Origin of the sequence: Roseivirga spongicola (assembly GCF_001592965.1) — a bacterium.
Classification (GTDB): Bacteria; Bacteroidota; Bacteroidia; order Cytophagales; family Cyclobacteriaceae; genus Roseivirga; species Roseivirga spongicola.
The window spans coordinates 154529-167121 of sequence record NZ_LRPC01000031.1; the positions used below are offsets into that span (position 1 = coordinate 154529).

General features: G+C 41.1%; 9 protein-coding genes. 1 reads left to right on the forward strand and 8 read right to left on the reverse strand.

The window, feature by feature from the left end:
* Positions 1-234: 234 nt before the first annotated feature.
* The 8 genes from AWW68_RS19055 to rpsF form a co-directional block, all read right to left on the reverse strand.
* The gene (locus tag AWW68_RS19055) at positions 235-1131 is read right to left on the reverse strand and encodes a TolB family protein (RefSeq protein ID WP_068225033.1); all 897 of its coding nucleotides are present in this window, start codon (positions 1129-1131) and stop codon (positions 235-237) included.
* Positions 1132-1475: 344 nt separating this feature from the next.
* On the reverse strand, positions 1476-3899 hold the full coding sequence (locus AWW68_RS19060; RefSeq protein ID WP_068225035.1) for a DUF3536 domain-containing protein: 2424 nt from the start codon (positions 3897-3899) through the stop codon (positions 1476-1478).
* An 11-nt stretch (positions 3900-3910) separates the two neighbouring features.
* Entirely contained in the window at positions 3911-5872 is a 1962-nt protein-coding gene (gene glgB, locus AWW68_RS19065) for a 1,4-alpha-glucan branching protein GlgB (protein ID WP_068225038.1), read from the reverse strand.
* Between the two features lie 2 nt (positions 5873-5874).
* A complete protein-coding gene (locus AWW68_RS19070; RefSeq protein WP_068225041.1) occupies positions 5875-7500 on the reverse strand; it encodes a hypothetical protein in 1626 nt (541 codons plus the stop codon).
* 8 nt (positions 7501-7508) lie between these two features.
* Positions 7509-9452: an alpha-1,4-glucan--maltose-1-phosphate maltosyltransferase gene (locus tag AWW68_RS19075; RefSeq protein ID WP_068225042.1), complete on the reverse strand. Its 1944-nt coding sequence runs from the start codon at positions 9450-9452 to the stop codon at positions 7509-7511.
* A gap of 332 nt (positions 9453-9784) precedes the next feature.
* On the reverse strand, positions 9785-10228 hold the full coding sequence (gene rplI, locus AWW68_RS19080; protein WP_068225043.1) for a 50S ribosomal protein L9: 444 nt from the start codon (positions 10226-10228) through the stop codon (positions 9785-9787).
* A gap of 22 nt (positions 10229-10250) precedes the next feature.
* Positions 10251-10502 (reverse strand): 30S ribosomal protein S18, encoded by a 252-nt coding sequence (rpsR, locus tag AWW68_RS19085; protein WP_068225045.1) that lies wholly within the window; start codon positions 10500-10502, stop codon positions 10251-10253.
* On the reverse strand, positions 10499-10864 hold the full coding sequence (rpsF, locus tag AWW68_RS19090) for a 30S ribosomal protein S6 (protein ID WP_068225047.1): 366 nt from the start codon (positions 10862-10864) through the stop codon (positions 10499-10501). Before rpsF ends, rpsR begins: the two co-directional genes overlap by 4 nt.
* 131 nt (positions 10865-10995) lie before the next feature.
* Here rpsF and AWW68_RS19095 point away from each other — a divergent pair, with 131 nt between their 5' ends.
* Positions 10996-12549: a sensor histidine kinase gene (locus tag AWW68_RS19095; protein ID WP_157717729.1), complete on the forward strand. Its 1554-nt coding sequence runs from the start codon at positions 10996-10998 to the stop codon at positions 12547-12549.
* Positions 12550-12593 lie beyond the last annotated feature (44 nt).

Consider the following 12593-nt stretch of genomic DNA (forward strand, 5'->3'; position numbering starts at 1 on the left):
GCCTATTAGTGCGGTGGCTTTTTCAGCTTGTTGCCAACATTAGCTACACACCACTGTGGCAGTTATATTCACCAGTCTGTAAAACTTCTTTATAGCACACTAAAATAGTGTGCTATATGCACCTTTTATTTCCAGAAAAGCACAGAGATTCTAAAAGAGATTTTGTGTGTTTTCTTAGTTCAAGAAAGCTAATCGGGAGGAGATATGCAAAAGGGACTAGATGCCCCTGAAACATCAGCGTTTTAACGGTGGCTTAAGGTCTTTCACTACCTGAAAATCGACCCAAAAAATGTCTACATTTCTACCTTCGTCTGGCCCTACTTTTCTATTGAAGAAAAGGTATTTGCCGTCTGGAGTAACGCTGGCAGATGCCTCCCATGCTTTTGTGTTTATTTCGGGGCCTAAATTAATAGGAGTTCCCCATGATCCGTCCTGTTGACGGTAACTAATATATAGGTCGGAATTTCCATATCCCTCTTCTCTGTAGCTATCGAATATGAGGTACGATTCATCTGGGGCAATAAAGGGGTGGAAACTTCTACCGTTATTGATTTTTTCATCGAGCAATTTCGGTTCTTCATAAATACCGTCTTTTAGTCGAGAGTATCGGATGTCGCCTGTTAAGTCTTGTTTAAACTCGTCAAAGAAATAAGTGCCCTGAGAAGAGGCAGTTAGTCGCATAATTGGCAACTCATTGAATGGAGCATCAAGTTCTTTTATACCCGACCACCTATTGGAGTCCATTCGTTCCATATATCTACGGCCCAAATGCATGGTTTTGCCTTCGGGTGAAACGAATGGTTGACCTTGGCGAGGGGAGATGACAACCTCATTCCATTGATTGTTTCTCTTTTCGTAAACCACGAATTCCCTCTCTTCAGACCCTTCAACCTGTCTTAGGAAGTAAAATTCTGTCATGTCTGGATTGAAGACGCCACTGTATTCCCAATTTGTAGTGGTTACAAGCTTAGGGGCGAATGCTTCTGGAGTTTTGCCGGGTGGTTTTTGACCAAGGTAACTGCTCTCTTCCGGGAGTGAATTTTCAGTTTTGGAGTTCGGTTGCTTATCTGTGCAGGCACTTAGTAAAATTACTAATGATAGTATGAAGAATTTAATTACTGTACTTCTCAAGGTTTATCCTGTTTTAATACTGCTAGCATTGGCCACGGGCTAACGTAATCGCGATCATATTTAGCTTAGCTCTTGAATTACTTCTTAAGGTACGCCTATAAGTGGCTATAGTTTTCAAAAAGTAGCCTTCTATTCGCAAAGCTGTATTTCCCTTGGTTCAGGAGCATTTTTCTGGAAAAAAAGCAAGAGAGCCCATCTCTTCCAAGGTTTATTGGGTTCTTCAGTTGATGGACTTTCCTGAAACATCGAATCCCCCTAGCCCTTTTTCAAAAAGGGGGAATGGTCTGTGGAAACACCTCAGGTTTGACGGCCTGTATAGGTTGTGTATCATCTAGGGTTTGGATCTACCAAGCCACTTGTTGTTTTACATAGGTCAGGTCAATATTGATTTCTCGAGCTATTTCTTCTAAGGTTTCTATCAATGTATTGTCATCTTCGGTAGCTGCCGAACCCTTTGAATACATGGTTTTGCTTAGTTCAAAAACGCCATTTTGCAAGTTTACCAATATGGGGTTCAAACTAACCTTTTTAAAGAGCTTTATAGTGGCCAAGATATCATCTAACACCTTGAGGTTTGAATGGTCAAGAAGGAACTCACGGAACATAGCGTCTAACTTGTCGTTGAGTTTGGCATTGAGCAGGTCTTCATTCAACTGAATACCCCACTTAATAACTTCATCACAAAGTTCGTCCATCTTTTGAATACTGAAATGGCCGTTTACAAGCAGGTCCTTAAACTCAATATTGATAACATCTTCAATGTTCTGCTTTAGCGTAGGCGGAATTTGAAGATTTTCTACCCGCATTACATTCATGATGTTGTAATTACGGTCGTAAATCTTTCGGTAAGAGTCATAAGCCAATTCCTCACTTTCTGCGAGGTATTGATTGACGAGCTTCATTTGCTCATCTTTAAACATTCCGAAGAAGGAGAAAGTGTGCGCTTTAAATCCTTCTTTGATGATGTCTACCACCTGAGAAATATTACTTTGATCGAAGGCCTTGCAAAGTGCACTAGAAATTGGTTCAAATTCTTCGGTAGATAATCTTCTCGAAGTTCCTCCAATAAGGTGATGCTGTCCAAGGTAAATCACCACAAAGCTGAATTCTTTTTCTGATGTGGTTACTTTAGATTTCACCCTAGTTGTACCATAGGCCAGCTTCTGAATACCTGCGCTCCGTCTATCGAAAAAGATACTATTACAATCGTAATTTAAGACCGTTAAACTTTGAGGATTATCGGCAAAAAGAGAAGCCACAGCGTAGTGCATGCCCACTTGTGTGAGCGATAACATGTAGGGCTTAATGTGTTTGAGGTAAATGTCTTTACCGCTGCCTTCTGCTGTTCTATTACTGTGGCCTCGGCTTAGGTCTTCTAGAAATTTGTCTTCGAACCTATACTCAGATTCACTTTCTCCTAGTTGAATGGCTCGGCAAGCATACTGTAGAATTTGAAGTGTTTCAATACCAGAAATATCGTTGAAGAACCAACCACAGCTGGTGTACATGAGCATGGCATTGCGCTGCATTTCGAGCATGCGCATTACGTGAGTGCGCTCGTCATTTGTTAGCTTTTTATTGATGTGCTTTTTCAGAAAGCTCCTCAGGTTAGGTTTGCTTCTGTCTAAGATCACTTCAATGTATTCATCGCGCATGGCCCAAGGGTCATCAACAAAGCTAGCCATTCCCTTTTCGTAAATGTCTATCATGGTATCTCGCGCATTGTCTAGAGCAGTTCTGAGCGGCTCTCTCCATTTCTGGTTCCAATGACCTTCTCCACCTGTATGGCAACCGCAGTTAGATCTCCATCTTTCTACTCCGTGAACACAGCTCCATGAGCTATTTTCATGAATTTGCACTTCGTATGCTGGTTCGAAAAGCGATAAATACTGACCATAGTTGGTCAGCTTAGTGAAGTTATTCTCTTCGATGTATCTTAGGCAATAGGCCAGGGCCATATCGCCATTCTTGTGGTGATGGCCATAGCTTTCACCATCGGTAGCAATGTGAACGAACTCATTTTCTACATTTCCGCGGTAGCCTTCCATCAGGTCGTGGGCAAAGGCCTTACCATTCTGCAATACACCTTTAAATGCTACATTTTGAGAGCGTTCGCCATCATAAAAATAGAGCGTAATGCTTTCTCCGTTGGGCAGCGTGTATTTGTAATGTTTGTTGGGGTCTATTCCTTCAGTCCAGTTTTGCTCACCAATTTTTCTAAACCTTGCAGCTTGTCTAGGAGCCAATAGGCTGAACTTTATGCCATGCTTAGCCATTAACTCAAGCGATTCTGAATCTACTGCAGCTTCGCCAAGCCACATGCCTTCTGGCTGACGGCCGAAACGCTTTCTGAAGTCTTCAATTCCCCAGATAATCTGCGTTTCCTTGTCTCTTCTGTTGGCCAAAGGCATAATCATATGATTATAAACCTGAGCCATGGCCGAACCGTGCCCACCAAAGTTCTGCTGACTTTCTCTGTCTGAATCTAGAATGGCCTGATAAGTTTCAGGTGCATGTTGTTCCATCCATGAGAGTAGAGTAGGGCCAAAGTTGAAGCTGATCTTAGAGTAATTGTTGACAATGTCTATGATCTTCTGATCGTCATTGAGCACTCTGGAGAATGCATTAGGATAGTAGCATTCTTTGGTGATGCGCTCGTTCCAATCGTGATAGGGGAAAGCACTAGGTTGAATTTCGATTTTTTCTAACCATGCGTTTTCTCTTGGGGGCTGATAGAAGTGCCCGTGAATACATAAATATCTTTCCATGAGGAATTTTCCTACTTCTTAGCCTTTGGTTTAGCTGCGCTTTTCTTCGCAGTTTTCGCTTCTGGCACTTGTTTGAAAATAATTACCGACAAAGGAGGTAGTGTCAGCTCCAATGAGTTCGGTCTTCCATGGTGAGGTTGTGCTTGCGACTGAATCTTACCTTCGTTGGCTACTCCGCTTCCCCAGAATTCTTTAGCATCTGAGTTAAAGATTTCTTGCCAAGTGCCACCGTTGATTCCGATTCTGTAATGCTCGCGAACAACAGGCGTAAAATTACAGATTACTGTCAGGTTATCTGCTTCATTCTCGCCTTTTCTAATAAAGCTCAGCACCGAATTCTGATAATCGTTTAGTTCAATCCATTCAAAACCTTCTGCGGTGAATCCATTTTGGTATAAGCCTGGCTCTGACTGGTAGAGTTTGTTCAGGGCCTTAGTAAGTTGCTGAACACCTTGGTGGGGTGCATGCTTTAGCAAATGCCAGTCTAAAGAATAATCATGTTTCCATTCAGAAGTCTGCCCAATTTCTCCCCCCATAAATACCAGCTTAGTGCCAGGGTGAGTGTACATATAGCCATAAAGCAAGCGCAAATTGGCAAATCGTTGCCATTCATCGCCTGGCATTCTGTCAATCAGAGGACCTTTGCCATGTACCACCTCATCGTGTGAGAGTGGCAGCATAAAATTCTCAGTGAAAGCGTAGTTTAAGCTGAAGGTAATGTTGTTTTGGTGGTACTGGCGGTGAAACGGATCTTTCTTGAAATACTCTAGCGTATCGTGCATCCAGCCCATCATCCACTTCATTCCGAAGCCTAAGCCGCCTACATAAGTAGGTCTTGAAACTGCTGGCCATGCCGTAGATTCTTCGGCAATAGTCTGAATGCCTTCAAATTCGCTGTAAACGTATTCATTTAGTTCTTTTAAAAGGGAAATGGCCTCTAAGTTCTCTCTTCCACCATATTGGTTAGGTATCCATTCGCCTTCTTTTCTTGAGTAATCTAAGTAGAGCATAGAGGCTACTGCATCTACCCTGAGTCCATCGGCATGCCCAACATCTAACCAAAATCCTGCGCTACTGATCAAGAATGATCGTACTTCATTTCTACCATAATTGAAGATGTAGGAGCTCCAGTCAGGGTGATAGCCTTGGCGAGGATCTGCATGCTCGAAGAGGTGAGTGCCATCGAAGTTATAGATTCCGTGGTCATCGTTAGGGAAGTGGGAAGGAACCCAGTCCATGATTACGCCTATTTCAGCTTCATGGAAAGCATCCATCATCGCAAAGAAGTCATCTGGAGTTCCGTATCTAGAGGTTGGGGCAAAGTAACCTGTGCCTTGGTAACCCCATGAACCAAAGAATGGATGTTCCATTAAAGGTAGAAACTCCACATGCGTATAGCCCATGTCTTTGACGTAATTAACTAAGTCTACCGCTAGTTCTTGATAGCTTAAAGATTCGCCATTCTCTTTGCGCTTCCATGACCCTAAATGCACTTCATATACCGAAAAAGGCTGATTTAAGGCGTTTTTTTCTTTTCTTGCTTGCATCCACTGAGCATCTTTCCACTGGTAGTTGTTTTGCCACACAACAGATGCTGTTTTAGGTGGAACTTCCCAGTGCATAGCAAAGGGATCTCCTTTTTCTAACACTTGCCCGTAATTGTTAGAGTGGATTTTGTACTTGTAAACCGTTCCTTGGGCTAGTTCTGGTACAAAACCTTCCCATACACCAGAACCATCCCAGCGAGGGTAAAGCTCATATCCATCTCCATTCCATGAGTTGAAGTCACCAATAAGCTGAACCTTACTGGCATTGGGTGCCCAAACGGCAAAATGGGTGCCTTTTGTGCCTTCAACCTCTATGATATGGGAGCCTAGCTTTTCGTAAAGCTTAAAGTGTTTTCCTGACTTGAAGAGGCTACTATCGAATTCAGTAAAAAGAGAGTTGGAGCTAACGTGCTTATGTTCCTTCATGGTTAATCTTCTAATATTTGTTTGATGCCGGTGAGTGGAATTATCACCCAGTCGGGTCTGGCTTTGAGTTCATAGCCGATTTCATACACTGCTTTTTCGAGTAGGTGATATTTGAGCAGATATCTTATTTCTGACTCGTAGCCTATATTCAGGCCTTTGTTCATGGCTGTGGTTACATACTTGTTTAAGAAAACTGAAGCTATGGCTCTATAGTATTTTTCGCCCGCTTCAAACAGCTCTTCTCTAGACAGCTTGTGGTTGAGTTTGTCGTCAAAGATCACTGCATATACGCCATAGTGAAAAGAGCGAAGCATTCCGGCTACATCTTTCAATGGAGTTTGCTTTACCTTGCGGTCACGAATAGTACTTTCTGGTTCGCCTTCGTAATCGATGATGTAAAAATCATCTTGCTCATTCATTAGAATTTGGCCTAAGTGCAAGTCGCCATGAATTCTGATTCGGCTAGAGTTGAGCTGAGACTCTTCAAAAGCCAAGAATCGAGTAGTGATTTCTTCCCTAGCAGAAACAAACATTTCAGCGTATTCTTTGGCTAGGCCATCCAGTTTATTCAGGTTTTCTTCTACCAAAATAAAGCGGGCATTTAACTGGTAGATGATCCGGTTTTTAAGCCATACCGTATAGTCTCCGTTAAATGGTATGGGGAAGAACTTGGCGTCAATCTTATTTTTGAAAAGAGCAATATGCATTTCTGCTACCCTTAGTGCCATCTTCTCTACCTTTTCCAAAACATCATCTCCGATGAGAAGCCTAAAATCAGACCTGATATCATCGGGAGAGTTGAAGTCGAATTTGTTGATGTATTGAATGTCTTCAGGTGCCATATCGGTTGCCTGAATTCTTTCAAAGTACCCCTTCATCATTTCTAAAGTATGATTCCAGGCTTCTCCAATATTATCAATGCGCTCTTGCATTATGCCAATGGAGATGGTGGCGTATTCATTCTTAATCCAGCTTACGCTACCAGCATATTTTGGGCAGTTATTAAAGTCACTTTCATCTGAAAGAAACTTGGTGAGTTCCAAGTCTGGGTTAGCGTCTTGGAATAGCCTTCTATATGCTTTGAAGAAATATTTTCCGTTGAATTCAATAGACGTGTTACTCTGATCGAAACCTAATACTCTAGATGACTCATAAGTCTGGCTAGACCTAAGGACCTTGCCTTTTTCAAAGAGTATTTTCGTATTTCCGTCTGTTACAGTTTTTTGAGATAGTATTTGCTTGTAGAGGGCTTTTCTGAACTGTTCATAGTAAAGGGCATCTATTAACAGTCCCTGTTCTTCATCCAGTACCAGAGGAGTTATTTCGCCCTTCGCATCATCTATTTGATCTGAAGAATCGACCAATGCTAAGGTGATGAAGTAGTACTCAGTAAAACCGGCTTCGAAGTTTACTTCTATGGTAATAAAAAATGCCGTTTCTTGATCATTGATCTGAAACGGCATTTTCATTTCTATTCTACATGTTTTTGCCTTTTGGGTTTTGGCTGCATACCAACGGGTACTCATCATATACTTGGGCAGTATACTATTGCTGAGCTGATGTCTGAAGTCTTCGTCTTCAAACTTTGCTATCCATTCAATGTCCCTATTGTTGGTTGCTTTAGCCATAATTCATTCTAATAATGTATTGAAAAAATATGATAAGGTATCTGATATGGATCTAGCTCAACAAAGTTCCACTCTTGGTTCCAGATATAGCTGTTACCAGTAATGAGGTCAGTAACTCTGATTGGGTGATTATTATCTAAGCCTAATTTATGTTTAGGTACTTGTACCCAGCCGCCTTGTTTATTGTAAGGGTCTAGGTTTACGGCAAACAGCATGTTGTCCGTTTTATCTTGGCTTTGCTTGAAATAAGCCAGAATTCGATCGTTTTCTATTTGGCAGAAATCAATGTTGTTGGTTTCCTGGAGGGCTTTGTGCTCTTTTCTAATCTTATTGATTTTCCCTACAAGCTGCCCCACTTTAGTCACTTTTTTCCAATCCCAATGCCTTACTTCATACTTTTCTGAGTTGAGATATTCTTCCTTACCAATTACCGCAGCGTTTTCAATTTGCTCATAAACAGGGCCGTACATTCCAAAGTTAGAACTCAATGTTGCGGCCATCATGTGTCTGGTAATGTATAGATTTTCGTTACCTCCTTGCAGCATCCAAGGGTTAATATCTGGTGTGTTAGGCCAAAAGTTAGGACGGAAATAGTCCTTCATTGGGCTTTTGGTCAACTCGTTCATGTACTCAATGAGTTCGCTCTTACTGGTTCTCCAAGTATAGTAAGTATAGCCTTGGGTAAAGCCAATTTTAGCTAAGCGCTGCATGGTTTTGGGCTTAGTAAAAGCTTCGGAAAGAAATAGAACGTCCTGATCTACTTTCTTCACTTCTGCAATCAGGTATTCCCAGAAACCGAATGGTTTGGTGTGGGGGTTGTCTACCCTAAAGATTTTAATACCAAGTTTGTTCCAATACAGCACTATGCTGATGAATTCGTCCCACATATTCTCCCAGTCTTCCGACTCGAAGTAGATAGGGTATATATCCTGATACTTCTTTGGTGGATTCTCGGCATACTGAACCGTTCCATCCGGTCGCCATTTGAACCAGCTTGGATGTTCCTTAACATAAGGGTGATCGGGAGAGCACTGAAGTGCAAAATCCATAGCGATTTCAATGCCATGCTCCGCTGCTACTTTTATTACTTCCTGAAAGTCTTCTAAAGAACCTAGTTCAGGCAAAATGTCTTTATGACCACCTTCTTTGTTGCCAATAGCCCAAGGCACACCAACATCGTCCGGCAAAGCGGTAGTGGTATTGTTCTTGCCTTTTCTATGCGCAGTTCCTATAGGGTGAACAGGAGGGAAGTAAATAACATCGAAGCCTTGTTCTGCTACTAATGGAATAATTTCCAATACATCTTTAAAGGTTCCGTGTTGGTTAGGCTCTTTGGCGGTAGATCTAGGAAAGAATTCATACCAAGAACTAAACAAAGCCTTCTTTCGGTCTACATATAGAGGTAAGAGTTTATCGTAGGTTGTAGCAAATTGCTTAACTGGATTTGTTAAAAAGACCTGATGTAGTTTTTCTGATTGAGCTTCTTCTATAGCAAAGTTATAGTCGTCAGTATTCTTGAAAGCAGCAATGAGTTGCTCTAAATACTCCTTATCCGCCTTACTTTTTTTCTTGGCAGCCTGGAGGTATTGAATACCATCTTCTAGTTCTACATTTACTTGTTGTCCGTCTTCAATTTTGCGCTCTATATTGTGCTGCCAAGTAAGTGGGTAGTCTATCCAGGCTTCAACAGTATACTCGTACAATCCTTGTTTTTCGACCTTAAAAGAGCCAGCCCATCGATCGTTTTCATGCAATTCCATGGGAGCGTACTTCCACGCCTTAGCGCTTTGGTGCTTATACTTGACGTGCGCATTGAGTACATCGTGCCCATCGGCCAATAAGTCTGCAGATACTTCAAGTATTTGGCCTACAACCCGCTTAGCAGCATGCTGTCCACAATTGATTTCAGGAGAAACGTTTTCAATGACAACGCGTCTTTGACCAGATTTCATGATAAGGTTGATTTAGAGTGATTTGAAGGAGTGTTTTCTTAGTGTCAGTCAAGGCAATGCAAATTGCTCTAATGAAATTAAAGAAAAATCTAACGCCTTATCAAGCTAGGTTGGTCGAATTCTAATGCAAACGCTTGCCAAAGAGTAGTAGTTCTAGTTCAATGTTTTATGTTCAAAGAGGTTGTAACCTAGAGTGATTGATTTTTCATAAGAACTCAAGTAGTTGATAAGCTCTCAATTTCATTCGCTCGTGGGTGGGGGAGTTGAGCCTAAGCCCAACAAAAAAGCCCGAGCATTGCTGCTCGGGCTTTCCTTTTATGTTTTAAGATTGCTTACTCAGCTACAACGCTGAATTTTACATCTTTCTTAACTTCTTTGTGAAGATCGATTTCTACTTCGTAGTCACCTACCATTTTCACTTCGCTCTTGAAAGAGATTTTCTTTCTATCAACATCGATGCCTTTAGCTTTCAATGCATCAGAAATTTGAAGTGTAGTAACTGCACCAAAGATTTTACCGCTATCACCAACTTTAGCTTTGATCTCTAATACAGAGTCACCAATTGCATTTGCAATAGCTTCTGCATCAGTTTTGATTTTCTCTGCTTTGTGAGCCGCTTGCTTAATGTTCTCTTCGATCATTTTGCGGTTAGACTCGTTAGCAATGATAGCAAAACCTTGAGGAATAAGGTAGTTTCTACCGTAACCAGGCTTTACACTTACTGTGTCGTTCTTATAGCCTAAACCTTTAATATCTGTTTTCAATATTACTTCCATGACTTCTCTACAGTTTAGGTTATTACTTCAATCCATCAGCTACGTAAGGTAGAAGGGCAAGGTGTCTTGCTCTCTTTACCGCCTGAGTAACTTTCTTCTGGTATTTTAAGCTAGTACCGGTAATTCTTCTTGGAAGAATTTTACCTTGCTCGTTTACGAAGCTCAACAAGAAATCTGGGTTCTTGTAGTCTACGTATTTGATACCGTTTTTCTTGAAGCGGCAGTATTTCTTCTTCTGCTGCTCTCTGTTTACTGGTTCGTTAACTAATGTCATGCTGCTGCCTCCTCTTTCTTAGATTTCTTCTTAAATGCACCTGATCTTCTCTTGTCGTTGTACTCTACTGCGTGTTTGTCTAGTGCAACAGTTAAGAATCTCATTACTCTCTCATCTCTTTTAAATTCGATTTCTAGAGAGGCGATTAAACTTGGGTCGGCTTTGAACTCTACAAGATTATAGAAACCGGTAGACTTGTGCTGAATTGGGTACGCCAATTTCTTAAGTCCCCACATCTCTGTGTTAATAATCTCAGCTCCACCATTTTTGAGGAGTTGTTCGTACTGGCCGACAGCATCCTTCATCTGGTCTTCAGACAAAACGGGATTTAAAATGAATACTGTCTCGTAATTCTTTAACATTTGAATAAATTTATTTTGGGCTGCAAAGGTAGGTGTTTCTGTTTAAAAATCCACCCTTTGTAAAAGAATGTCACAAAATTAATAAGGCCATTCTCTATTGCTTATTTTCATGCAGTTAAAATGCCTTAGTATTGACAAAATCAGGTAAAAAATCAGTCCTTTTAGTTCTACTTATATTGGTTGTGCCAGTAGTTACTTATGGCGTATTTCAGCTGAATTCACTTACAGTAGACGAGAGAGAGCTTACCACTATTTATCGTAGACAGTTAGAGTCTGTGCTCTTTTCGGTTAACCAAGTGGCTCAAGAGAAGAGTGCTGAGGTATTTAAAATTATTGAGGAAGAAAATTGGGGAGCCGATTCTGATAGAATGTTAGAAAGACTTAACTCCTACACTTTTTTTCAGGCGCTTTACAGTAAGGAGATCAACGGATGGGACGAGACCGTGCTTTCTCAAAATGCAAAGCTTTTGAACGAGGATTTTCTTGGAGTGGCCAACAATTTGGCCGAAGCAAACACCTCAATAGTCAACAGGCTGATTCGCTACATGGAGGAGGGTGACTTTCAGAAAATACAGTCGTTTGATGATTGGATAGAATATGATGGCCTGTATATGGACTATCAGTTTTTTGTTTCTAAGGTAGGAGATAGGCTCTTTTTGAACATCTACTTCTTTAATGCGCAAAAGTTTGTGGAGCAGGCCCTAGTACCCAAGTTTCAAGAAATGGCTCAGGGCGATTTTATTATTACCTGCTCTAGAATTGAAGATGGCTTTCAGATTTATTCTACCTCTGGTGAGTTAGTCGGGCAGATTGAAAGTGAGCCTCTCGACTTAATTCCAAGGTTTGAAGTAGGGATTGCTCGCGAAGGTGGAACCGTAGAGCAGGCCGTAAACCGTAGAAAAACGAATAATCTCATTGCTCTTGGCATACTCATGCTAATCATGATTATAGGAGTTGGGTTGGTCTTTAGAAATGTTCAGCGCGAAATGGAGCTGGCCCAGAAGAAAGCAGATTTTGTCTCGAACGTTTCACACGAGATCAGAACGCCATTGGCCCTCATTAATATGTTTGCTGAGACTCTTTTGTTGGGAAGGGTAAAGAATGAAAGCAAAAAGATGGAATACTATGAGATCATTACTAAAGAGGTGAATCGCCTTTCTAATATGCTCAATCGTATTCTTAGCTTTTCTAAAATTGAGGCAAACAAGCGAGAATATAGTAGGTCAGCACTAGATTTATCTGAAGTGGTTCAAGATGTGATGAATACTTACTCATACCATTTAGAAAGTAATGGTTTTGAACATTCAGTTCAATTGAGCGAAAGTAGCCTTCCAATAAAAGCTGACAAGGAAGCCTTGATTGAAGTCCTAGTCAACCTAATAGATAATGGGATGAAGTATAGCTTAGAAGAAAAGCAATTGGAAGTAAAAACGGGGAAGGATGGTGAATTTGCTTTCGTTTCAATCAAAGATAATGGAATGGGAATAGCCAAGAACCAACTGGACAAGCTCTTTGAGAAGTTCTACCGGGTACCTACAGGCGATGTACACGACACTAAAGGTTCAGGCTTAGGACTTTCTATTGTAAAGCATATTGTAGATGCTCATGATGGAAAGGTCACAATAAATAGTAAACCAGGAGAAGGCAGTGAGTTTAAAGTGCTTATTCCATTAAAGAGTGAATGATTTGGGCTAGAAAAGAATTCCTAATTGAACATTGAACATTGAAC

Coding starts and splice junctions, on each gene's coding strand:
- AWW68_RS19060 (WP_068225035.1), bottom strand. CDS start 3,899: ATGGAAAGATATTTATGTATTCACGGGCACTTCTATCAGCCCCCAAGA.
- glgB (WP_068225038.1), bottom strand. CDS start 5,872: ATGAAGGAACATAAGCACGTTAGCTCCAACTCTCTTTTTACTGAATTC.
- AWW68_RS19070 (WP_068225041.1), bottom strand. CDS start 7,500: ATGGCTAAAGCAACCAACAATAGGGACATTGAATGGATAGCAAAGTTT.
- AWW68_RS19075 (WP_068225042.1), bottom strand. CDS start 9,452: ATGAAATCTGGTCAAAGACGCGTTGTCATTGAAAACGTTTCTCCTGAA.
- rplI (WP_068225043.1), bottom strand. CDS start 10,228: ATGGAAGTAATATTGAAAACAGATATTAAAGGTTTAGGCTATAAGAAC.
- rpsR (WP_068225045.1), bottom strand. CDS start 10,502: ATGACATTAGTTAACGAACCAGTAAACAGAGAGCAGCAGAAGAAGAAA.
- rpsF (WP_068225047.1), bottom strand. CDS start 10,864: ATGTTAAAGAATTACGAGACAGTATTCATTTTAAATCCCGTTTTGTCT.